Annotated in this window: 23 protein-coding genes; 15 read left to right on the plus strand and 8 right to left on the minus strand. The window is 40.4% G+C overall.

Annotated features, from left to right (window positions below):
- Positions 1-46: 46 nt before the first annotated feature.
- From R2R28_RS27500 to R2R28_RS27545, 11 genes are all read left to right on the plus strand, one after another.
- Positions 47-343 (plus strand): hypothetical protein, encoded by a 297-nt coding sequence (locus R2R28_RS27500; RefSeq protein ID WP_316828871.1) that lies wholly within the window; start codon positions 47-49, stop codon positions 341-343.
- A gap of 170 nt (positions 344-513) precedes the next feature.
- Complete coding sequence (locus R2R28_RS27505; protein ID WP_316828872.1) at positions 514-1,332, plus strand: SDR family oxidoreductase; 819 nt, start codon at positions 514-516, stop codon at positions 1,330-1,332.
- Positions 1,333-1,337: 5 nt separating this feature from the next.
- Positions 1,338-1,658, plus strand: a complete 321-nt coding sequence (locus tag R2R28_RS27510) for a hypothetical protein (RefSeq protein ID WP_316828873.1) — start codon at positions 1,338-1,340, stop codon at positions 1,656-1,658.
- Positions 1,655-2,578, plus strand: a complete 924-nt coding sequence (locus R2R28_RS27515) for a helix-turn-helix transcriptional regulator (protein WP_316828874.1) — start codon at positions 1,655-1,657, stop codon at positions 2,576-2,578. The genes R2R28_RS27510 and R2R28_RS27515 overlap by 4 nt, the downstream gene beginning before the upstream one ends.
- Complete coding sequence (locus tag R2R28_RS27520) at positions 2,579-2,902, plus strand: MazG-like protein (protein ID WP_316828875.1); 324 nt, start codon at positions 2,579-2,581, stop codon at positions 2,900-2,902.
- A gap of 55 nt (positions 2,903-2,957) precedes the next feature.
- Complete coding sequence (locus R2R28_RS27525) at positions 2,958-3,635, plus strand: response regulator transcription factor (protein ID WP_316828876.1); 678 nt, start codon at positions 2,958-2,960, stop codon at positions 3,633-3,635.
- On the plus strand, positions 3,636-4,988 hold the full coding sequence (locus tag R2R28_RS27530) for a HAMP domain-containing sensor histidine kinase (protein ID WP_316828877.1): 1,353 nt from the start codon (positions 3,636-3,638) through the stop codon (positions 4,986-4,988).
- 147 nt (positions 4,989-5,135) lie between these two features.
- The gene (locus tag R2R28_RS29260; protein ID WP_410479204.1) at positions 5,136-5,387 is read left to right on the plus strand and encodes a sensor histidine kinase; all 252 of its coding nucleotides are present in this window, start codon (positions 5,136-5,138) and stop codon (positions 5,385-5,387) included.
- Positions 5,388-5,843: 456 nt separating this feature from the next.
- Complete coding sequence (locus tag R2R28_RS27535) at positions 5,844-7,109, plus strand: TolC family protein (RefSeq protein ID WP_316828878.1); 1,266 nt, start codon at positions 5,844-5,846, stop codon at positions 7,107-7,109.
- Between the two features lie 5 nt (positions 7,110-7,114).
- Positions 7,115-8,203: an efflux RND transporter periplasmic adaptor subunit gene (locus R2R28_RS27540; protein WP_316828879.1), complete on the plus strand. Its 1,089-nt coding sequence runs from the start codon at positions 7,115-7,117 to the stop codon at positions 8,201-8,203.
- A 27-nt stretch (positions 8,204-8,230) separates the two neighbouring features.
- Positions 8,231-11,359, plus strand: a complete 3,129-nt coding sequence (locus R2R28_RS27545) for a CusA/CzcA family heavy metal efflux RND transporter (RefSeq protein WP_316828880.1) — start codon at positions 8,231-8,233, stop codon at positions 11,357-11,359.
- Positions 11,360-11,501: 142 nt separating this feature from the next.
- On the opposite strand, the gene R2R28_RS27550 is transcribed toward R2R28_RS27545, so the two are convergent.
- The 6 genes from R2R28_RS27550 to R2R28_RS27575 all read right to left on the minus strand — a co-directional run bounded on the left by R2R28_RS27550 (position 11,502) and on the right by R2R28_RS27575 (position 17,423).
- A complete protein-coding gene (locus R2R28_RS27550; RefSeq protein WP_316828881.1) occupies positions 11,502-12,485 on the minus strand; it encodes a hypothetical protein in 984 nt (327 codons plus the stop codon).
- Positions 12,486-12,830 (minus strand): DUF3817 domain-containing protein, encoded by a 345-nt coding sequence (locus R2R28_RS27555; RefSeq protein WP_316828882.1) that lies wholly within the window; start codon positions 12,828-12,830, stop codon positions 12,486-12,488. It abuts the gene before it with no gap.
- A 15-nt stretch (positions 12,831-12,845) separates the two neighbouring features.
- Positions 12,846-13,310, minus strand: coding sequence for a hypothetical protein (locus R2R28_RS27560; RefSeq protein ID WP_316828883.1), 465 nt, complete (start codon positions 13,308-13,310; stop codon positions 12,846-12,848).
- A 49-nt stretch (positions 13,311-13,359) separates the two neighbouring features.
- Complete coding sequence (locus R2R28_RS27565; protein ID WP_316828884.1) at positions 13,360-13,944, minus strand: TetR/AcrR family transcriptional regulator; 585 nt, start codon at positions 13,942-13,944, stop codon at positions 13,360-13,362.
- Positions 13,945-14,581: 637 nt separating this feature from the next.
- On the minus strand, positions 14,582-14,785 hold the full coding sequence (locus tag R2R28_RS27570; protein ID WP_316828885.1) for a hypothetical protein: 204 nt from the start codon (positions 14,783-14,785) through the stop codon (positions 14,582-14,584).
- 232 nt (positions 14,786-15,017) lie between these two features.
- Complete coding sequence (locus tag R2R28_RS27575) at positions 15,018-17,423, minus strand: TonB-dependent receptor (protein ID WP_316828886.1); 2,406 nt, start codon at positions 17,421-17,423, stop codon at positions 15,018-15,020.
- Between the two features lie 196 nt (positions 17,424-17,619).
- Here R2R28_RS27575 and R2R28_RS27580 point away from each other — a divergent pair, with 196 nt between their 5' ends.
- The 4 genes from R2R28_RS27580 (at position 17,620) to R2R28_RS27595 (ending at position 20,781) form a co-directional block, all read left to right on the plus strand.
- Positions 17,620-18,354, plus strand: coding sequence for a hypothetical protein (locus R2R28_RS27580; protein WP_316828887.1), 735 nt, complete (start codon positions 17,620-17,622; stop codon positions 18,352-18,354).
- A 112-nt stretch (positions 18,355-18,466) separates the two neighbouring features.
- Positions 18,467-19,327 (plus strand): SDR family NAD(P)-dependent oxidoreductase, encoded by an 861-nt coding sequence (locus tag R2R28_RS27585; RefSeq protein WP_316828888.1) that lies wholly within the window; start codon positions 18,467-18,469, stop codon positions 19,325-19,327.
- Between the two features lie 66 nt (positions 19,328-19,393).
- A complete protein-coding gene (locus tag R2R28_RS27590; protein ID WP_316828889.1) occupies positions 19,394-20,317 on the plus strand; it encodes a helix-turn-helix domain-containing protein in 924 nt (307 codons plus the stop codon).
- Positions 20,318-20,382: 65 nt separating this feature from the next.
- Positions 20,383-20,781 (plus strand): hypothetical protein, encoded by a 399-nt coding sequence (locus R2R28_RS27595; protein WP_316828890.1) that lies wholly within the window; start codon positions 20,383-20,385, stop codon positions 20,779-20,781.
- A gap of 14 nt (positions 20,782-20,795) precedes the next feature.
- On the opposite strand, the gene R2R28_RS27600 is transcribed toward R2R28_RS27595, so the two are convergent.
- Positions 20,796-21,608 carry a helix-turn-helix domain-containing protein gene (locus tag R2R28_RS27600; RefSeq protein ID WP_316828891.1) on the minus strand — a complete coding sequence of 271 codons (813 nt, stop codon included), beginning with the start codon at positions 21,606-21,608 and terminating at the stop codon, positions 20,796-20,798.
- A 255-nt stretch (positions 21,609-21,863) separates the two neighbouring features.
- On the minus strand, positions 21,864-22,391 hold the full coding sequence (locus R2R28_RS27605; protein WP_316828892.1) for an SRPBCC family protein: 528 nt from the start codon (positions 22,389-22,391) through the stop codon (positions 21,864-21,866).
- Positions 22,392-22,443: the final 52 nt, after the last annotated feature.

The following is a 22,443-nucleotide window of genomic DNA, read 5'->3' on the forward strand; positions in this document are numbered from 1 at the left end:
CAAAGTAAAACGTAAAAATAACATCAACCATTAAATTAAAAAACCTATGATTAACTCAATCGCATTACAACCACTCAGAAACGCAGCGTATATCCAGTACTTAACCGATACCTTGAATATTGTATTGAAAAGTAATCCAGCCGCCCTTAATGTTAGCGCACAGTACGATGCGCTGCTTGCAGCAAAAGATGATGTTGAAAAACTTTTTAAGATCAGTCAGGCCAGTTTGGTAACTGCAGAAATAGAGGCTTTGGATAAGCGACGCGATGATGCCATAAACGGTATCAGTCTGCAGGTAAAAAGTTTAGCCTACAGTGCCGATCCGGCTGATGTTAAGCGTTAAAACCCAAATAAGCAGGACTGTATCATTGTTAAATTAGATTAAGCCCGCGCATCCTTCGACAGGCTCAGGATTGACAATAACGTCATTTCAGCTACAACATAACTCATTTTGGATCATCGGGCCTTTTAAGCATTCTACACCTTTGTGACGTAATATTTAAAACAGTAAAAATGAAAACAATCTTCATCACAGGTGCTTCAACAGGTTTGGGCAAAGCCACCGCAAAATTATTTCTGTCAAAAGGCTGGAAAGTGATCGCCACCATGCGGAATCCCGAAAAGGAAACAGAATTGCAACATCTCGAAAATGTGATCCTCTTACCGCTCGACGTAACCAATACCAACCAGATTGAAGCAACCATAGCAAAGGCTATTACAATGGGCAATATCGACCTCGTATTTAACAATGCCGGTTACGGTTTAGTTGGTGCCTTAGAATCTTACACCGAAGCACAGATTTTGCAACAGATCGACACCAACCTCATTGGCGCATTAAGGGTGATCAAAGCTTTTATCCCCTATTTTAAAACACTCAAAAACGGTTTATTTATCACCACCACATCCGTTTGCGGCTTCTCTTCCAATCCCCTTTCTCCAGTGTACAATGCAACTAAATGGGCACTGGAAGGATTTAGTGAAAGTATTTCTTACGATCTTGCCCAGTTTAATATCGGTATTAAAACAGTAGCTCCGGGTGGCATTAAAAGTGATTTTGTTAAGGGCATGCAGGCTACTATAGATCAGGATTACGAAACGTTGAATAAAAGATTGGGCGAACTTTTTGCCGATGGCACACTCATTACCTTTACTGAAGCCGAAAAAATTGCAGCAGTAGTTTACGAAGCTGCTACCGATGGCAAAGATCAACTGCGCTATTTAGCTGGAGAAGATGCTAAAAAAATTGCCCGGCAGCGTCTTGATCAGGGAAGCGAGAATTTCAGGATCAACCTGCGCCAAGCGTTAAATCTCAATGCACCGGAATTAAATTAAGAGTTATGATAAAATCAGAAGCCGTAGAAATCACTACCTTTAAGTTAAAAGGTTATACCTGCGAACAGTTTATTGCTGCCAATAATGAAATCGACGATTTTTTGAAACGTCAGCCCGGATTTATCTCCAGAAGGATTTTCCAAAAAACAGACCGTACTATTGTCGACATGCTGATTTGGGATAGTGTGAAAAACGGAACCGAATCCATGCACAAGCTGATGGACGAACTAAGCGAATCTGTTGTACATGATATGATCGACCAAAGCACTGTAGCATGGAACATTAACCAGATTGAACACCAAATTAATAATAAATTTGCACAATGAAAAAGGAAGAGCGCCTGCCTCAAAAATTCGATTCTATATCCGAGCTGCACCGTGCATTGGGTTTGCCAAAGCCACTACATCCGTTGCTGAGCCTGGTTAACTATGCCGACATTACCACGCCTGAGGCCGAACTGCCAACCTTGTTGTTGCTCAACTTTTATAAAATATCCTACAAAATAAACTTACAGGGTAAAATAAAATACGGTCAGCACCATTACGATTTTGAGGAGGGTGGCATTTCTTTTTTATCACCCAACCAGATCATCGCCGCAGCAGAAGATGAAAAAGATTATTCCGGTTATACTTTATTGATCCACCCCGATTTTTTAAGGAGTTATCCACTGGCTAAAAGTATCAGCAATTATGGTTTCTTCTCTTATTCTGCCAATGAAGCCCTGTATCTGTCGGAACAAGAAAAAATCACCATTTCTGAAGTTTTTAAGCACATTTTACAGGAACTGAACAGCAGGATCGACGATTTTAGTCAGGATGTAATTATTTCGCATATCGAAGTGCTCCTCAACTACAGTAACCGCTTTTACAAGCGGCAGTTTATAACCCGAAAAGCGGCAAACCACAATTTGCTGATGCAATTGGAGGCCATTTTGAACCAATATTTCAATGAGGAAAAAACACTCACCAAAGGATTGCCTACGGTTTCGTACCTGGCGGAAGAATTAAATCTTTCGCCAAGATACCTTAGCGATATGTTACGCAGCCTTACCGGACAGAATACCCAACAGCACATCCACGATAAAGTGATTGAAAAAGCAAAAGAATTTCTGGCTTCAGATAAATTGACCGTTGCCGAAGTGGCTTATCATTTAGGTTTCGAACATCCCCAATCGTTCAATAAGATTTTCAAAAAGAAAACCAATCAAACCCCGGTGGCTTTTAAACAGTCGTTTTATAAAAATTAGATGGAAAATTTAGATTCAACAGCAATAAAAGAAAGATCGCTGGCACTCCGCAAACGTTACCACGAACTCGAACTGCTACACCATGGCAGCGAGTGGACGGTTGAAGAAGATGCACTAGCTTTTCTTACCGACGCAGGTTTGGTTGGCAGGTTAACCATGTCGCAACAGGGGCGCTGGCCCAAAGGCGAACAAACCATTCCCGAACTAGAGCATAAACTGGGCGAATGTATCTGGTGGTTAACGGTACTCGCAAATCGCATGGATCTGGATATCAATGAGGCCACGGCAAAATTCCTCACCAAAACTGAAAACCTCCTGAAATGACAGAAAGACCATCCATTTTAATCCCGTTTTAAGATGAGATGGTTACTTTTGTTACATGCTAAAGATTGGAATAGCGGAAGACGACCCTAAAATTGCCGAACTGTTAAAATCAGCTCTCGAAGAAAACGATTACCAGGTACTTACCGAAGCCAATGGGATTGATGCGCTGGATCTTTTCTTGGGCGAAAGTTTTAACCTCTTCATTATCGATGTGATGATGCCCGGACTCAACGGCATCCGGCTTTGTAAGCACCTCAGGGAAAATGCTTTACAAACACCAATCCTCATGCTTACCGCCATGGGCACCATTGATGATAAAGTTACGGGCCTCGAAGCCGGCGCCGACGATTATCTCGTAAAACCCTTCCACCTGAAAGAACTTTTGGCCAGGGTGGCAGCACTTTTAAGGAGGCAACCTCCTGTTGATGCTAAAACAGACCATAAATTATATTTTGAAGATCTTGTACTTGATACCTATAGCAAGGAAGTAAGTCGCGCCGGTAAAACAATCGAATTGAGTGCCAAAGAATTTGTTTTGCTCGAGCTTTTTATGCGCAATCCCAACCGTTTACTCTCCAGGCAGTTTATTGCCGAGCAGGCCTGGGATATCAGCTTTGAAACCGGTACCAATGTAATTGATGTGTATATCAATTTTCTGCGTAAAAAAATCGAAAAAGATTTTGAGCGCAAACTCATCCACACTAAAATTAATATGGGCTACATTTTGAAATAGATGAAAATAAAGGATCGGATAGCACTATATTTTACCCTGATCAGCACTTCAATGCTCTTTGCGGTACTCTGTACCGTGTATTTTACTTTTATGAAGTTTTTGGAAGCCGATTTCTTCGAGCGCCTAACCGATCGTACCATGGTTACTGCCAAACTGTACCTCGAAGCCGACGAAATCAGTCGCGATGCGTTAAACACCGTACGCCATAAATACCTGCAAAAGCTAAACAGTGAAGTGATCCGCGTTTATGACAAAAAAAACAGGGCCACCTTTATAGGCGATACCGCACAATACTGGGCGCCCGCCACCATCGATGAAGTACGCCGAAAAGGACGTTTAAAATATACCGACGGTCAGCGCCAGGTAGTAGGTATTTATTACAAGGATAATCAGGGCGACTTTGTAATCCTCGCTTCTGCCGACGATCAGGGATCACACAACAGGCTAAACAAACTGTTGAAGATCATGATTTTTATCTTCATCCTTATTTCGCTGGTTGTATTATTATTAAGCCGCTGGGTTGCTCAGAAAATGCTAAAACCCCTGCAAAAATTCATGCTCGAAGTAAAACAGGCCGGTTCGCAGCACATGGAATTTAGAGTGGAAGAAAATAACAATAAAGACGAAATTAACCTCATTGCCCAAAGTTTTAACCATTTGATGGAAGAGCTTGAACAGGCTTTTATTTTACAGAAAACCTTTGTTGCAAATGCCTCACACGAGTTACGGACACCCGTAACCCGGATCATGATGACCGCCGAACTTGCCCTATCAAAAGAAAGGGATCAGTTAGCTTATCAAAAAGTAATCGCTTCAATGCTCGAAGATGCTGAAAAAATGGAGCACACTATTACCGGTTTAGTTGCCCTGGCCAAAATGGACCTCGAACTGATCAATTCGCAGCTTGTTCCGATCAGCCTGGATGATTTACTTTCCAAAATCCAAACCGAATGGAAATCGCAGAAAAACCGCGATCTTAAAATTATTGATCAAAACCAAATTGAACCAAAACCTGAAATCGTGGCCAATGCGATTTTAATACAGATTGCATTAGACAACATCATTTCAAATGCCTTTAAATTTTCCGATAATCAGGAGGTAAACATTCTGGTTGAAGCCACTGAAAATGATTATCTCATCCACATCACCGATCAGGGAACTGGCATCGCTACTGAAGATCAGGCTGATATTTTTAAGCCTTTTTATACCCGGGCCAACGAGAACGGACATAAGGGCGAAGGCATGGGACTTTACATGGCACAGAAAATCGTCGATCTTTTAAATGGCGAAATAACCGTAAACAACCTTGATAAGGGTGGCTGCACTTTTACGGTAAGGTTGGGGAAACTTTAGTTGCTAGCGATAAGTTCCTTGCCCCCTGCGCTAACGCTCATTTTTAACGAGCGTTGAATAGTATATCGTTTACAACGATAAAATCGTGTAACTATTTATGCGCACCAAATTGAACCGAAACCTGAAATCCTGGCCAATGCGATTTTAATACAGATTGCATTAGACAACATCATTTCAAATGCCTTTAAATTTTCCGATAATCAGGAGGTAAACATTCTGGTTGAAGCCACTGAAAATGATTATCTCATCCACATCACCGATCACGGAACTGGCATCGCTACCGAAGATCAGGCTGATATTTTTAAACCTTTTTATACCCGGGCCAACGAGAAGGGACATAAGGGCGAAGGCATGGGACTTTACATGGCACAGAAAATCGTCGATCTGCTTAAAGGTTAAATAATTGTAAACAACCTTGATAAGGGTGGCTGCACTTTTACAGTGAGGTTGGGGAAACTTTAGTTGCTAGCGATAAGTTCCTCGCCCCCTGCGCTAACGCTCGTTTCTAACGAGCGTTGAATAGTATATCGTTTACAACGATAAAATCGTGTAACTATTTATGCGCTCGTTTGGAAACGAGCGCAAGCATGAGTATTTAAGGGCATATAAGTTTACATGGTTCTTATATTCCTTATATGGTCAAAGGAATAGACAACTGTAAAAAAAGCATTTAACAGCTTAGGTGTTCTTAGGTGACTAAGGTGGTAAATTACAGTTTATCCCTTTTTTATTATCACCACCTGAGACACCTAAGCTTACCTGAGTTTCACAGAGCGTAAGTATACCTTCCAACTTTAATCCCCTTTTAAGCCCAATTTAATCCCCCTTTAATCCGGCAAGGATAGTTTTGCCAATATGGTAAAAATATCTACGTTGTTCATTTTCTTTTTCTCCATAACGGCAGGAGCAACTTTCGCACAAACTGATACGCTAAGCTTAAACCTAAGCCAGGCCGAAAGCCTATTTTTAAAAAATAATTTCGACCTCCTGGCAAGCAATTATGACATTGATAAAGCAAAGGCAGAAATCATTACCGCCAAACTATTCGAAAATCCTACTCTTGAGTACGAAAATCTTTTCTACAACCACGAAACAAAAAAGTTTCTGCAAACTTCTTATGCTTATGGACAATACGCCGGATCTATTTCTCAATTGTTTAAACTGGCAGGTAAACGCAATAAAAACATCAAACTCGCCCAAACAGGAGTTAAATTGGCCGAATACGAATATTTCGACCTGTTAAGAACACTCAAATTCGAACTCGTAAATACCTTTTACAAAACCTCCTTCTCGGCACAATCGGTAAAAGTTTATCAGGAACAGATCGGCTCAACCGATCAATTGCTAAAAGCCTATGATCTCCAGCTAAAAATGGGGAATGTTGCTGCAAAGGATGTGATCAGGATTAAATCACTGTTGATCAACCTTAAAGCCGAACAGGCTGGTTTATTAAACGAACTGGAAGATAATTATAAAGATTTAAAATTGCTTTGTGGCATCTCCGCAGGTGCTTCAATATCATTGGTTTTAGATCAGACAGATTACTTGTCACCCGACAAGGTACCCTACAGCGCATTGCTTGATTCGGCAAGGGCCAACCGCGCTGATCTTAAACTCGCCAAAACAGATTTGCTTTATAACGAACGTAATTTAAAACTGCAAAAGGCAATGGCTATCCCCGACATAGAAATTGGCCTGAGTTATGACCTTAAAGGTAATTATCCCGAAAAATATACTGGTTTAGGCATTAAAATCCCCATTCCACTTTTTTCTAGGAATCAGGGTGAAATCAAAAAAGCACAGGTTGGCATAGCTGCAGCAGATGTAAATATTAAAAAACAGGAAGCAATACTCGAGAACGAGGTATTTAACAGTTACAAAACTGCCATACGCAACGAAAAACTGTATACCGAAATTGATCCCGCATTCTGTAGCGACTTCAATACACTCATTTCAGGCCTGATCAAAAATTTCAAGGCAAGAAACATCAGTCTGATTGAATTTTTAGACCTCTACGATGCCTACAAAGAAAATACGCTGCAATTAAACAAACTCCAGTTCGAAAGAATGAGTACCCGTGCCGAACTCAATTATGTAACCGGTTCCAATATTTTTAAATAATCCCCATGCAAAACCTTTACAAAAATGCCATATTAATTGCTTCAACCAGTTTAATTTTTGGCTGTAGCGAACATAAAACGGCGACACCAGCCGAAAAATTTGCCATCACCGATTCATTGATCAACCGTTTACTGATCGATACCGTACAACAGGCCAACAGCAAAACCGAACTGATCTTTTCTGCTAAAATAGCCGCAAACGAAGAGCGCCGGTCGGAACTTTTCCCTATGGTAAGCGGTATGGTAAACCATGTTGGGGTAAGGCTGGGCGATCAGGTTATTAGCGGACAAACGCTGGCCACCCTCACCAGTTCCGAAATGGCTGGCTTTGACAAAGAGGTTATCGCTGCCAATGCTGAACTTAAAAATGCAGAACGATCGGTTAAACAGGCCGAACAACTTTTCCAGAGTGGTTTATCATCGGCAAAAGAATTGGAAGAAGCCAAAAACGATTATCAGATCAAAAAAGCAGAAGTAAAAAGAGCCAACTCCGTATTAAAACTCAATGGCGGCAGTAGCAACGGATTATATGCCATTAAATCGCCAATTAATGGTTTTGTGATCGAAAAAAACGTTACCCAGAACATGCAGTTACGTGGCGATAACGACAAAAGCCTTTTCACCATTGCCGATCTATCGAACGTTTGGGCCATGATCAATATCTACGAATCGGATATTTCGCGTGTAAAAGCTGGCAATGAAGTGAGTTTATCAACCCTATCCTATCCAGATCATGTTTTTAAAGGTAAAATAGAGAAATTATACAACCAGGTTGATCAGGAAAGCAAAGTAATGAATGCCAGGGTGGTGATCCCGAATCCGGACTTCTTGTTAAAACCGGGCATGCTTGGAACGGTTAAAGTCTCGGCAAATTCAGTCATCGATCTTCCGGTATTAAATTCGAGAGCCGTTATTTTCGATGAAAACAAAAATTATGTGCTTGTTTTGGGCCAGGATCATAAAGTAAGGATTCAGGAGATCGAAATTGGCCGCAAAACCGCCGATAAAACCTATATCAGCAAAGGTGTACAGGCAGGCGACCGCATTATTGCCTCTAAACAGGTTTTCTTGTTCGAAAGCCTGAAAACACAATAATTTCTTTTCATCCCCTAGATTTTAACAATGAATAAATTCATAAAAAGCATTATCGGCTTTGCACTGAAGAATAAATATTTCATCTTTTTTGCCACCTTTATTTTAATCCTGGCTGGTTATTTAAGCTTCAAACATACCACCATCGATGCCTTTCCCGATGTTACCAATACCAACATCACCATCATTACCCAATGGCCGGGCCGCAGTGCCGAGGAGGTAGAAAAGTTTGTGAGCAGACCACTGGAAATTGCCATGAACCCTACCGAAAAACGAACCAGTATCCGTTCTTCTTCCCTTTTCGGCTTATCCATTGTAAAAGTAAGTTTCGAAGATGATGTAGATTATGCCGAGGCGCGTGTACAGGTAAACAACCACCTCGAAGAAGCCGATCTGCCCGAAGGCATTCAGCCTGAGGTACAGCCACCGTATGGGCCAACCGGAGAGATTTTCCGTTATACCTTAACCAGCGATAAAAAATCGGTCCGCGAGTTAAAAACCCTGCAGGATTGGGTGATCCAGCGCGAGCTTTTGTCCGTTTCGGGTATCGCCGACGTAGTCAGTTTTGGTGGAGAGGTAAAAACCTATCAGATTACTGTTGATCCGCAGAAAGCCATTCAATATGGCGTAAGCGCAACCGAACTTTTCGAAGCAGTATCTAAAAGCAACATCAATGTAGGAGGCGATGTGATCGTGCAGAGCGGTCAGGCCTATGTGGTACGCGGCATTGGCGTACTCAACAATATCGACGAAATCAGGAATGTGGTGGTCGATAACATCAATGGCACACCCGTTTATGTTAAAACCATTGCCGATGTAGCCGAATCGGCCCTGCCACGATTGGGTCAGGTTGGTCGCGACAGAGATCCTGATGTGGTTGAAGGTATTATCGTGATGAGGAAAGGCGGCAACCCTAGCGAAGTAATTGCCAGACTGAAAGAAAAAATCAACGTCATAAACAGCACCATTTTACCCGGTGATGTAAAAATTAAATCTTTTTATGATCGCGAAGACCTCGTAAATTATTCCGTACATACCGTAATGGGCAATATGCTCGAAGGAATTTTGTTTGTAACCCTGATCGTATTCCTTTTTATGGCCGATTGGCGCACTACCTTAATCGTTTCCATCATCATTCCTTTGGCACTGCTTTTTGCCTTTATCTGCCTTAAATTAAAAGGTATGCCAGCCAATCTGCTGTCTATGGGCGCAATCGACTTCGGGATTATTATTGATGGTGCCGTAGTCATGGTTGAAGGTATTTTTGTGGTTTTAGATGCAAAAGCCAAAAAACTGGGCATGGAAAAGTTTAATAAAATGAGCAAACTCGGTTTCATTAAAAAAGCCAGCCTCGAAAATGGAAAAGGCATTTTATTTGCAAAACTGATCATCATTACCGGTTTGCTGCCCATTTTTACTTTTGAAAAAGTGGAAGGTAAAATGTTCTCTCCACTGGCCTGGACCTTAAGTTTTGCTTTATTGGGCGCTTTGATCTTAACTTTCACCCTGGTACCTGCCATGGCAAGCGTACTCTTAAAAAAGGACGTAAAAGAAAAACACAATATCTTTTTAGAATGGATTACCAAAGCAACCCTTAAATTTTACGATATCTGCTTCAAAAAAAAGAAACTCGTTTTTAGCATTTCCATTATTGTTCTTCTGTTGGGTGCTTTTAGCTTTAAATTTTTGGGTACCGAGTTTCTGCCCAGCCTGGATGAAGGCTCTATTTATGTGCGCGCCACCGGACCTTTGAGTATTTCGCTCGATGAAACCAAAAAGCTTTCGAACGAAATGAGGAAGATTTTTTTAAGTTTCGAAGAAGTAAAACAGGTGATGTCGCAAACCGGTAGGCCAAACGATGGAACCGATGCCACCGGCTTTTATAATATGGAATTCCACGTGGATATTTATCCGCGGAAAGAATGGAAGCGCAAACAGACCAAGGAACAGCTGATTGAGCGCATGCAGGAAAAATTAAAAAGCTTTCCCGGCATCAGTCTTAATTTTTCGCAACCCATTTCTGATAATGTGGAAGAAGCTGTTTCAGGTGTAAAAGGTTCGATTGTGGTAAAACTCTTTGGCGAAAACTTCGAATACATCGAAAATGAAGAAGAAAAAATAGAAAGCATTTTAAAAACGGTTGATGGTATTGAAGATCTGGGGATTTTAAGAAATCTCGGTCAGCCTGAACTGCAGATTAACCTCGATCAGAAAAAAATGGCACTTTATGGCGTAAGCACAGCTGATGCCAACGCTGTAATCGAAATGGCCATTGGTGGTAAAGCCGCTACGCAAATTTATGAAGGTGAGCGGAAATTCGACCTGATTATCCGTTATCCGGAAGATTTCAGGAATGATGAAAGCTCGATCAGTAAACTACGCGTACCTACCTTATCAGGATCGAATGTACAATTAGGAGAAATTTCGAGTATTCGTAAAATTACTGGTCCGAGTATGATTTACCGCGATAAACACAAACGTTATGGTGCCATTAAATTCTCGGTTCGTGGCAGGGATATGGGTAGCGTAATTGCCGAAGCGCAGGAAAAAGTAAATGCAAAAATCAAATTGCCTCAGGGTTATCAGCTCGAATGGGCCGGCGATTTCGAAAACCAGCAAAGGGCCATTGCACGATTATCGCAGGCCGTTCCGGTAAGTTTATTACTCATCTTTTTTATCCTGTTTGTACTTTTCGGAAATTTCAGAGATGCTTTATTGGTACTCAATAATGTTCCTTTTGCCATGATCGGTGGCATATTGGCGCTGTTAGCTGCAGGTGTAAACTTTAATATTTCTGCGGGGATTGGTTTTATTGCATTATTCGGCATCTGTGTACAAAATGGAGTAATCCTTATTACCCGTTTCAAAACCAACATTGCCGACTTAAAGCATCATCCAACCTGGACTTTTACCGATGCCATGCGTGACGGGATTGCCAGCAGGTTCAGGCCGGTACTCATGACCGCTTTAATGGCAGCCATCGGTTTAATGCCCGCAGCACTTTCTACCGGGATCGGTTCTGAGGCATCCAAACCACTGGCCATTGTGGTTATAGGAGGTTTAGTTACGAACACGTTATTTAACCTTTTTGTTTATCCGATTGTATTTTATTGGTCGTACCGGAAAAAAGTGCATAAAATGATGCCGGAGAGAAGTTAAGCTAAACATTCTGTCATTCTGAACGCAGTGAAGAATCCCTGGCCGATGAAACATAAAACTATAAAATACACCCGAGGAAAAGGCTTTTTAAAGCAAATAGTAATGCCTTTACAGATTCTTCACTGCGTTCAGAATGACAATACTACTTAAGCCCACTAATATACTTTCTCATTAACTCCACTCCTTCCTTATCGATAACAGTTGTCCCCAATTTTGGCATGTGGAATTCGCCCATCTCATTTGTCCGGATGATGATATTACTTTTATTAAACTTAATTCCCGTATGTGCTAAATCCGTTCTGTAACTGAGGTTTAACGTGGTATTACCTGCAAAGCCACCCGCCTGATGGCAATGCGCACAATTGATATCCATATAAGCCCTCGCCCGTTGCTCCAAAGGCAAAGTATCATCATGATAATTGGGTAAATGAGTTAAAGAATCAATTTTGGTTTGTTTAATTGTTCCTTTTTTCATCAGGTAAATCAACTGGTTAATATTTTTACCTGCCCTTTCAATCGTGATGTTCAGGTTCCTCGCTTTTGGCCCGATGGGAATAATTTCATCGTTCTGCCTGTGGCAACTCCCACATTCCTCTTTACTGGGGATATGATAGGAAATTTTTCTCCTTTCCCCATCCAAACCTATAAAATCCATCGGAACATTTGCGCCATCATTCATCAGATCAGCATCATGCTGTTGTGCATCCCAACGGAAAGTAGCTACACTCCATTTCGTTTGATGCAGGATCAATAATCGTGTTTCTATCAATTGCCTGCCTTTACCTTTAACTTTCGAATAATAAAAGGTTTTGGCCATAATAGTCCCTTCAGGGAAAATGGGAAGGCCTTCACCATTCAATATTATTTTCTTCCCTTTTGGCAATTTGATCAGGCGTTGTTTTTCAGCGTAGTCGGTAAAAAGTGTAGAAGAAAGTTGAAGAAGTTCTACTCCATCAGCGGCTTCAATTGCCGACATTTCACCTTTAAAAAGTCGGTAAGAAGATAATTTTCTATTAAAACTGATCCCGTTACCGATTTTCTCCCTCCCCGAACTGTGACATGCCCATACGTACAAAACCGGGCATAGCAATACGGCTGCAATAATGGTATATTTTTTATATTTCATTTAATCTGCCTGGTCCAGGTTATCGTCTCCTTCATGTATCACTGATTGCGGCACCAGGATATATTTATCAATATAAAAAGTACCAAAAGGAATAATGCAGGCCAAAAGCACCTTCCAGGTAATTTTAGAGAATGCCCATTTATAGGCGACACCTACACTGAAAGTAATAAATACAAATAGACAAAACAGTAGTCCGTGGATTGGGCCCATCAATTTTACAAGTTCGGGCTTATGCACGATGTATTTTAGCGGTACGGCAACAAACACGAGTACTAATAATGAGATTCCTTCTAAGAAACCGATGATCCGCAATCTTCCGATCGGGGTTTTTAACAGATTTAACATAACAATTTGGGGATTTTAAAATGATCTTAAAAATGGACGGTTTGCAAAGGGCGAAAAAGGCCATGGAATGGCGATAAGAATGACCAAAAGTGCCAAACTAAACCAAAGCAGCATAGTCGAGAATTTATGATCATCTGTTTGCATTCTTTTTGCCTTTGCCGAACCGAGCGTAATCAGCACCACAGAAGTGGCCATGAGCCAGATATGGATATACTTAAAAAATACATGTTCGCTTACCAGATGGCTGGTATCACTTTCTGCCATGGTGTACTTCACCACCGGACTGATCATGTACAAACTCAAACCCAACAAGAGCTGAACCTGTGAAATGGTGGTGGTAACGTGCCGCATAAAGTTGGCATGGGCAGTAAATTTAAGGTGTTGTAAACGTCCTCTTGCAGCTAAATAGATACTGTACAAAAGTGATAAAAGCACAAGCCAGCGGTTAATCGAATGTAAGTTTAAAAGAATCTGATGCATAAAAGACGAATTAAAACATACTAACTAGTATGTTATGGTATAAAAAAATTTAGAGATTTGATAAATAGCTTTTTAGCCCTTTTAGATAGGTTTTATAACTCGATTTGCCCAGCGCTTTGCCAATATTCCTTACGCCACCATAACCTGATATGACCACCATGGCCACTTCTTCAGGTACAAAAGTGCTGGTAAATAGGTAATCTGTTTGTCCTTTACTCAGCGCGGCTACAATTGCATTTTGCCATTGTTTTACCAATTTGGACAACGCTTTTTTAAATATCGGGCTCATCGGCGACATTTCTTCGATCAAATTAATAGCCGGACAGCCATAATCAGGATTGAAAAAGACAAAATCGTTCAGCAGGTTTTCCATTACCTTGTAGATAGCTTTCGCAGGGTCCTTCCCTTCTTCCAGCGGTCTGATCATCACATTGTACATGCCAGGATACAAAACTTCGTTAATGAGGCTCAGTCCCATATCATCTTTGGTTTTGAAATGATAAAAAAAAGCCCCCTTGGTTACCTGCGTAGTCGCAATAATTTCGTCAATACTCGTTGCCTGATATCCCTTTCGGTATATCAATTCAAAAGATTTCTGTAAAATCATCATCCGGGTATCAGCTGCCTTGGACATAACATACTAATTGGTATGTTGGCAAAGATAGAATGATTGGAGAGTATGTGTTTAATTGATTTGTCATATTTTAAATGATGGAAGATGTAAAATGGATAATGGAATGTATGAATAGGGTTTGTCATCCTGTGGGATAATTTATTGAATAAAAATCAATATGAGCGACAAGAGAATTTAAGGAAATAAACCTCCTCGGAGCGTCGTCATTTCGAGCGGAATGCAATGCAGCCGAGAAATCTATCTTCCATTTTAATTTTGCACATAGTATCTCTGCGTTGCTTCGGTCGTGATGACGAATATTCTATTGGATTCTGTGAATGATTGAGCTTAGAATTTTTCAAATACATCGGAGGTTTAATGATAGTGCGTAGAATCGTCATTGCCAGCTTGACTGCAATCGTAATGCCTTGGTAGGGGGTTGCAGGTTGCATTAAGGTCCCGCCTGCGCCTATCGTGTGGACACATCTTTTTTAAATTTTTGTGGCGTTATGCTAGCTTGCTTTGAAATAACACAGCCCTAACCGAAGAACTCCGTCAATCCCAAGTGGCGGAAGAATCAAAAAAACAGTTTCACAATAGGACAACTTCACTACCAAACCTGAAACGTAGTGGTTTTGTGAAAATATCAATCAAACTTTCATTGAGCAGAAACGAGCAAAACAATTGCCGATGTTTTTTTGATGAGCGTGGGATGGTGAGAAGCCACATTGCCGGATTGACAAAGCATTTTTGCATACTTTTGATGCCCCGCGGCATAGAGCGGGAAAAGAATCTTTATAATTAATTGTGTCCACACGATAGGCGCAGGCGGGAATGACGACCATTCTTTAGAATCTGTCATTGATAAGGAAATCGAAGGATCTGTATTATATCTAAATAAAGCATTAAGCGGTTGTATTTCATCGGAAGCAGATTCTTCACTGCGTTCAGAATGACAATGATAATAAAATATTGATTAGCTCATAACGCCTTTCTCTGTATTCCTCTGTACCTCCCCTCTATGGTCTTTGTGGTAAAATAAAAGGCCGATACCATTTAGATATCAGCCTTATAAAATTCTAAAAAAATTACCTCTAAAATTTGAAAGTAAAGTTACCCGTAACCTTTGCAGGGCTTTGCGCGGCATACCTGAACGACCAGTATTGTTCGTTGGTGATATTATCAACCTTTAAACCAATCCTGTATTTTGGTTTATCGTAAAATACAGCGGCATCAAGTACGGTATAAGAAGGAATGCTGAAGGTAAATGTAGCCGTATTTACCTGGTTATAGGCGCTACCATAAATTCCGCCAAAACCAAAGCCCAAACCTTGTGCAGGACCATTAATTAAACGGTAACTGATCCATAAGTTGGCCATTTTAGGTGCACCCGCAGTTGGTGGACGTAAGCCTTCTACATCTGCCTTGGCCTTCGTTAACTTACTATCATTATAAGTATAACCAGCAACAATATTTAAACCCGGCAAAGGATTAGCAATAAGCTCGGCCTCAAATCCTTTACTCAATTGTGTACCATCCTGCAAAAAAAAGCCACCATGAGCCGGATCATCGTATTTCATGTTGGTAACCTTGATATCATAATAGCTAAAAGTAGCACTGATTTTATCCAGATCAAATTTGGCACCACCCTCAAACTGGTTGGCATAACTTGGCTTAAAAGTATTTCCATTAAAATCAGAACCTTCATTGTTGCTAAAACCGTTCATATAATTACCAAATACCGATACTTTATCTTTTACGATCTGGTAAACGGCACCAAATCTTGGTGAGAAAGCCGTTTGATTGTATTTTCCTTTGGTCACATCAGTAGCAAAATCATAAGTTCCTCCATTAAAATAACGGTCTACCCTTACACCTGCCATGATCAATAGCCTATCGGTAACATTTAACACATCAGATGCATAGGCACTGTAAGTAGTTTCATCATTCGAAACCTGGTTTACATATTTATTATCAGGATTATTGAACAAAGGTGCTATTTTGGTTAAAGTAAAGTTGTTATAGGCAGCACCTGGTTTTTTAAAGTTTAAAGCCGGCATATTGATTATAAAATCATTACGCGTAGCACGCAGGCTGTAAAAATCTACGCCTAATACTACCCTGTTGCGCAGGCTGCCGATTTTAAAATCGCCATTGAAATTCTGCTGAATATCAGTGCCATAAAAAGGAGAATCCTGGTTGGTAACTTGCTGCCTTAAGGTAGAATCGGTTAATAAGTTTAAGGCCACGGTATAACCTTCAGAAGATGAACGGGTCCGTGATACAATCGTTTGCGATTTCCACTGCTCAGAGATTTTATATTTAGCTTGCGCAAAGATATTATACTGCTGACCTGTGTAACTAACCGTATTATTGGCAAAAGAAAGTTTATAAGGTATGCCCAGGTCGGTGATGCTTCTGGCCTTTAAGTTAACCAATGTTGGTGCAATCACCAATCGTGTTGGAGATGTAGCTTTCGAACCACTCAATTCTACATCCAATGCCAGGGTAAGCCTGTCGTTCACGGCGTAAGAAAAACTTGGCGCAATTAAATAACTTTTATAAAAACCCGCATCCTGAAAACTTCTTTCGCTGTGTAAAGCGGTATTGATCCTCAATAAAGCTGTTTTTTCTTCATTTAACGGGGTATTTACATCCGCAGTTAAACGGTTCAGATCATAACTGGCGCCCGAATAAGAAATTTCACCTTTAAAAGTATCGAAAGGTTTTTTGGTTACACGGTTAAATAAACCACCAAAAGAAGAAATGGTACTGCCAAATAAAGTTGCTGCAGGACCTTTAATTACCTCGATACGCTCCAAATTGGCTGGGTCGATGGTATTATAAGTGAAACTACCCACACCATTTCTTACGAGTTGCGGCGTGGCAAAACCTCTCGAAATATTGGTAGTCCTACCCTGGTTACGCACCTCGGCAATGCCTGCCCCCGGAACGTTTTTAAAAGCACTATTGTAATCAGTTACTACCTGCTCTTTCATTAGCTCTTTACTTACCACACTGTAAACCTGCGGATTTTCCATGTTTTTCAACTGCATTTTAGAAACATCCTCACTCTCTTTTTTGGCAAACCTGTTTCCTCCGGTGCTGATGATTACCTCTTCGAGCTTTTGCGAAGTAAAATCGAGTTTCAGTTCGAGATTAGCAACAGGGTTTTCAGGAGTAACTTCTACAGTTTGTGTAGCACCATCAAAACCTACCCGAACCATTTGAACAGTATATTTACCAAAAGGCAGATTTTTTAACTCAAATTTTCCGTCGCCATCACTTACCGTAACCTTTTTGATTTCTTTAAGTTTCACGGTAACACCCTGGGCACTGCTCCCATCGTTAATGGTAATCTTACCTGTAATTATACCTTTTTCTGGTTTATTGCCTTGAGCCATTGCCGAGCCCAGCGTAAAAAAACATATGAAAAACAAAATTACAGCGCCCGTTTTCGGTTTAGAAACGCCATAACCTGAAAGTAAATTTATAATCATTTAATTCTTATTTAGACTGTTTTAAAATTAGGATGCAAAGAACAGTATTTTAAACATCAAAAACAACAGTGAAACAGAGATTTTTTATGGCCGTAAATCCTGATTTCGAACAAGTCTTTCTTTTTAAAAATTCAGCAAAAACATACTGCTCTAACAGTTGTTATCCTCCTAATAAAATCCATTTAAACGAACGATTTTGAACCCACAACATCTCATTTACATGCTCATCGGGCTTGCCGTCTTCATTATGGTATTGTTGGGCCTTGTAATCCGCTACCGGAATACAAAATATCAGCAAGAATCCGCTAACACCCCTATTATATTGCCCGAAGCTTATGGCCTTGGTCAAAAAATGTTCAGTGTACACCTAAAATGCGCAGATTTAAAACAAGCTTATTCTATCTTAGGTATTATTTTCAACCTGATTACCATTTTAATGTTCGTAATGCTGATCGGAGAGCTTGATGTTTATGATACGCTTCCATATCCAAAAATTGTTGATGCCATCCTGAGCAAGAAGATCATGTTTCCTATCGGAGCAGGCATAGTTATATCTTTAATTTATAATGCTTATCACCGCGTAAACATTACATGGGAAAATGGCCCTGTTGTAGCAGAAAACGCGGTTAATATCACTCATTATGAAATCAAAAAAAATGGCTTGCTGTTAAATGTAATTTACCTGCAAACGGATCAGAAGCTTTGGATATTGGTACCAGGTACCTCACAGGATAATACCAAATTTAAAGATTTTAAACGACTCAGACAGGAGCAGCAGGAAAATGAAAAGTTTACACAGCAACTTGAAGAAAACTTAAACCATTACGGTGTTCAGAAAAGAAAATTCTCCTTTTTCACGTTTTATTTCAAGTTTTCCTTTTTTGCCTTAATCTTAAGCCTGATCCTCATACTGGCTGTTCTGAAATTCTAATCATCCATCCAGCTGCATTTTCTCGTTTTGGCTACAAAAGTCCCCGGTTAGGCTACAAATTACAAATGAACCATGCCCACCTTTGACTAATCATTTATTCAAATAAAAAATCATGGAAAATCAACAAGAAAATAAAAGTACAAATACCGCAATAACACATAAAGTTTGGTTTATTACAGGTGCATCGCGTGGATTTGGCCGGGTATGGGCAACTGCTGCATTAGAACGCGGCGATAAAGTGGCTGCAACGGCCCGTAACCTTTCGAGCATTGCAGATCTTCAGGAAAAATACAAAGAAAACGTACTCACACTGGAACTGGATGTAACGAACTACAGCCATGTAGAACACGTAATTAAACAGGCCCACGAACATTTTGGAAGATTGGATATTGTGTTAAATAATGCAGGCTATTCGCTTGTGGGCACCATTGAAGAAGCCACCATCGATCAGGTTAAAGCCATGTACGATACCAACATTTTCGGAACAATAGCGGTGATTCAAGCTGCCTTACCTTTATTACGCAAGCAAGGTTATGGACATATTTTAGGCACATCGAGCAATCTGGGGCACGTAGTTTTACCAGTTATAGGTTATTATGCATCTTCTAAATGGGCATTCGAAGCCATCCACGAGAGTTTGGCAGCTGAGGTAAAAGCTTTTGGAATCAAAGTAACCATTATAGAGCCAGGAGCCTATGCTACCGAATTCGGAAGTCAGGAATCGTTGAAATTTGCCGATGGTTTAGATGTGTATACCGACTTTAAAGCGCAATTTTTTCAAGGCCTACAACAAATGGAAAGAGGTAATCCGGAAGCGACTCCGGATGCCATTTTTAAAATTGTTGATACCGAAAACCCACCTTTACGTCTATCTCTGGGTAGCCATAACCTACCTTGGGTACGTACAGCTTATGCTGAGCGTATAGCAAGCTGGGAAGAATGGGAATCGGTATCAAACGCTGCCCAGGGTTAATCAACAGAAAACCATTGATATAACCGATAAGTAAAAGCTTATCGGTTATATTTGTATTACATCAATATGAAAAAGGAAGACAATAGCCCTTATAAATTCAGTTCGTTATCGGAAGCACACCGCATGATGGGCTTGCCCCAACCGAAACACCCGCTCATCAGCCTGATCAATAATGAAGATCATCCGGTTGAAATGAACGGGCAGCCAAATTCGCATATTCTTAACTTTTATAAGATCTCTTATAAACCAAAATTAAGCGGCAGGCTAAAATATGGGCAGAGTTATTACGATTTTGATGAAGGCGGTTTATTATTTGCTGCTCCCAACCAGATTATCGGTCATGAGGAAGATTTAAGCTCCAGTGTATGTTCGTTATATACATTATTGATCCATCCGGATTTTTTATTGTCGTACCCGATTGCAAAAAAAATTAAAACTTATGGTTTCTTTTCGTACTCCGCCAATGAAGCATTACACCTGTCGGAAAAAGAAAAATCAACCATTATCAGTGTTTTCAGAAGCATTGAAGAAGAACTGAATAGCCGGATTGACGATTTTAGCCAGGATGTAATCATTACACAGATCGAACTGTTATTAAACTACGGTAACCGTTTTTACAAACGCCAGTTCATTACCCGCAAGGTACTGAACAATGACCTGTTGCAAAACCTGGAGGAACTGTTAGAAGACTATTTTAACGATAAAGTAGCCATGTTTAAGGGATTGCCAACGGTACAATATCTTTCTGATCATTTAAACGTTTCGCCCAGTTATTTAAGTGATTTGCTTCGTTCGCTTACCGGACAAAATGCACAACAGCATATCCACCAGAAACTAATCGAAAAAGCAAAAGAGAAGCTATCTGGCACTAGCTTATCGGTAAGTGAGGTGGCTTACGAACTCGGTTTTGAACATCCGCAATCTTTCAATAAACTGTTCAAGGCTAAAACCAGGGTTTCGCCATTGGCATTCAGGAAAATGTTTAATTAACAAAAAAAAGGCCTGTAAGTAGCGTTTTGGTTCTCTGCCCCGTATAAGCTGTAAATTAAAGCTTTATGAAAAAAACATCATTGTTCCTCCTGGCTGTAATAGTCCTTTTGTATGTATCATGCAAGAAAACCAACAAAGATAACAATGGGCCTGTTGAAGTTTACGGCAGATGGAAACTGACCGAAACAAGGTTTGATATTGGAAGCGGAAATACTCCATATCAGAAAGTATCAGGCCAGGCTAAATACCTTACTTTAGAAAAATCAGCGGATAAAGCTGGAAAATTTAAAGGTGATGCCATCCCGGATATATTTGCATTCAGGATTTTGGATAGCATAAGAATGGAAGTTTTTAGCAATACTTATAAAATGCCATCTACTTACTACTACAAAGTTTCGGCAAATACTTTAGAACTTAATCCGCCCTGTATTGAGGGTTGTGGATATCGCTTTGTAAGGGAGTAATATAAATACGGGCATCAGCCCCTGGAATTACAGATTCCCTGCTGAAATTTCAGGTATTTTGATGGACTAAGGTTGAGATAATGCTTAAAATCGTGAATTAACTGGCTTTGATCGTAAAAGCCACAGGTTTCGATCACTTCAAACCAATTTACCGGTTTATCATCGATTGTCAGTTGCTGTACAAGTTCGATTGCTTTTAAAAAGCGCATGTAACGGCCCATCTCACGAGAGGAATAACCAAGATGCTTCTTCAGGTTCATTTGTACAGATCTTTCAGAAAGCTTTTCCTGGGCAGAAATCTCTTTTACCGGACTCATGGCGCTATTGCCTGCAGCAATGATTTGCTCGGTTAAAGGATGTCGTTTTTGAATATAAGGACGGCTAAATTCGAGAAGCTGTGTTACCCTTTCATTTACTGTATCCATCTTATTGAGGCTTGTCCAAAGGGAGGTGAAACAATTATCGCTCAGCAAATCATCTGGATGGAGGTACTCCGTAAGCGAAGCAGTACCGAAAAAACGAAAAAAAGCATCGTCCTTAAAATTAACCACCAGCATTTTGCCACTTGCGGGGAGAATGTAAGTAAAAGCCTGTTTAATCGGCCCTAAAACCAGGCATTTATCCATTGATATTTCCTCATTTCCCTTCGTAACCAGCAAAAGTGGTGCAGCAAAACTAAAAACCATCATGGTTTGAAAAGTGGGTAATAAGGTTTGGGTAATGGGATGATTGGATTTGTTCTCTGCAAAATAAAAGTGCGAAAACAATTCGTCAAACTCAGCAGGTACTGCAATCCGGTAGCCAATGTATGCATCATGATTTCCCATGATCAAAGATGATCATTTTTTGGGAAAATTATCCTTTAATGGGTTACGTCCTCTCGACTGAAACGTAGTGGAATGGAGAGATCTACCTTGACAGATTTAAATAAAAACGCCGCCATTGCGTGGCACAGTCTGCCCCGATTTCGGGAAAGCAATCTTAAAAAACTCGCTAATCACGATCGTTGTAAGATTGCTTCTTCGGCTGAAAAAGCCTCCTCGCAATGACGACCTTTTCAGCAATATATCATAACATCAACATCATTTCTCCGAAGCAGTTTTCAGAGCTTTCAACCAGTAAATAAGCGAACCTTTGTTTACCGCTTGAAACTTCCCTTTCAGCAACCAAACCAGCCAGCCCTCCATACTTTCTTCTACTTTTACAACCGTTTTATTCCCTTGCTTAATAAAATGCCAGTTGTGGATGGCAAATGATCCGAATGCAGGACCAGACCATCCTACTTCTTTATTCTTTTCTACCGTATGAAAGGTTGAGCGAATGGTTAAACCGTGCGTTTTCCAGTCGAAAGATGTCCCCTCCTTAAAAGAACCATCCATTTTACTGCCCGGAATTTCCTTTTGCCATTGCGGCCAGCGGTTTACATTAGCGAAAACTTTCCAAACGCTATCAATCGGGGCGTCGATAACAATTTGGAGTTTGGTAACCACAGGCGCATTTTCGTGGATATTTTTGGTTGCCTGGTAAGAACTGTCTATTTCCAATCCGGCAACGGTTAAAGCCAATACTACCAGGATAAGGCCTGCTATTTTAATCAATTTTTTCATCATTATTTTTATTGAGATAATGATTCAAAAGTAAAGCAGCCGGTCTGCCTAAAAT

The sequence above is a fragment of the Pedobacter miscanthi genome, from assembly GCF_032678605.1.
Lineage (GTDB): Bacteria > Bacteroidota > Bacteroidia > Sphingobacteriales > Sphingobacteriaceae > Pedobacter > Pedobacter miscanthi_A.

Bases quoted from the DNA above. Each gene is read 5' to 3' on its own strand.
- R2R28_RS27500 (WP_316828871.1), top strand. From the start codon at position 47: ATGATTAACTCAATCGCATTACAACCACTCAGAAACGCAGCGTATATC.
- R2R28_RS27505 (WP_316828872.1), top strand. From the start codon at position 514: ATGAAAACAATCTTCATCACAGGTGCTTCAACAGGTTTGGGCAAAGCC.
- R2R28_RS27510 (WP_316828873.1), top strand. From the start codon at position 1,338: ATGATAAAATCAGAAGCCGTAGAAATCACTACCTTTAAGTTAAAAGGT.
- R2R28_RS27515 (WP_316828874.1), top strand. From the start codon at position 1,655: ATGAAAAAGGAAGAGCGCCTGCCTCAAAAATTCGATTCTATATCCGAG.
- R2R28_RS27520 (WP_316828875.1), top strand. From the start codon at position 2,579: ATGGAAAATTTAGATTCAACAGCAATAAAAGAAAGATCGCTGGCACTC.
- R2R28_RS27525 (WP_316828876.1), top strand. From the start codon at position 2,958: ATGCTAAAGATTGGAATAGCGGAAGACGACCCTAAAATTGCCGAACTG.
- R2R28_RS27530 (WP_316828877.1), top strand. From the start codon at position 3,636: ATGAAAATAAAGGATCGGATAGCACTATATTTTACCCTGATCAGCACT.
- R2R28_RS27535 (WP_316828878.1), top strand. From the start codon at position 5,844: ATGGTAAAAATATCTACGTTGTTCATTTTCTTTTTCTCCATAACGGCA.
- R2R28_RS27540 (WP_316828879.1), top strand. From the start codon at position 7,115: ATGCAAAACCTTTACAAAAATGCCATATTAATTGCTTCAACCAGTTTA.
- R2R28_RS27545 (WP_316828880.1), top strand. From the start codon at position 8,231: ATGAATAAATTCATAAAAAGCATTATCGGCTTTGCACTGAAGAATAAA.
- R2R28_RS27550 (WP_316828881.1), bottom strand. From the start codon at position 12,485: ATGAAATATAAAAAATATACCATTATTGCAGCCGTATTGCTATGCCCG.
- R2R28_RS27555 (WP_316828882.1), bottom strand. From the start codon at position 12,830: ATGTTAAATCTGTTAAAAACCCCGATCGGAAGATTGCGGATCATCGGT.
- R2R28_RS27560 (WP_316828883.1), bottom strand. From the start codon at position 13,310: ATGCATCAGATTCTTTTAAACTTACATTCGATTAACCGCTGGCTTGTG.
- R2R28_RS27565 (WP_316828884.1), bottom strand. From the start codon at position 13,944: ATGTCCAAGGCAGCTGATACCCGGATGATGATTTTACAGAAATCTTTT.
- R2R28_RS27570 (WP_316828885.1), bottom strand. From the start codon at position 14,785: ATGACAGATTCTAAAGAATGGTCGTCATTCCCGCCTGCGCCTATCGTG.
- R2R28_RS27575 (WP_316828886.1), bottom strand. From the start codon at position 17,423: ATGATTATAAATTTACTTTCAGGTTATGGCGTTTCTAAACCGAAAACG.
- R2R28_RS27585 (WP_316828888.1), top strand. From the start codon at position 18,467: ATGGAAAATCAACAAGAAAATAAAAGTACAAATACCGCAATAACACAT.
- R2R28_RS27590 (WP_316828889.1), top strand. From the start codon at position 19,394: ATGAAAAAGGAAGACAATAGCCCTTATAAATTCAGTTCGTTATCGGAA.
- R2R28_RS27595 (WP_316828890.1), top strand. From the start codon at position 20,383: ATGAAAAAAACATCATTGTTCCTCCTGGCTGTAATAGTCCTTTTGTAT.
- R2R28_RS27600 (WP_316828891.1), bottom strand. From the start codon at position 21,608: ATGGGAAATCATGATGCATACATTGGCTACCGGATTGCAGTACCTGCT.
- R2R28_RS27605 (WP_316828892.1), bottom strand. From the start codon at position 22,391: ATGATGAAAAAATTGATTAAAATAGCAGGCCTTATCCTGGTAGTATTG.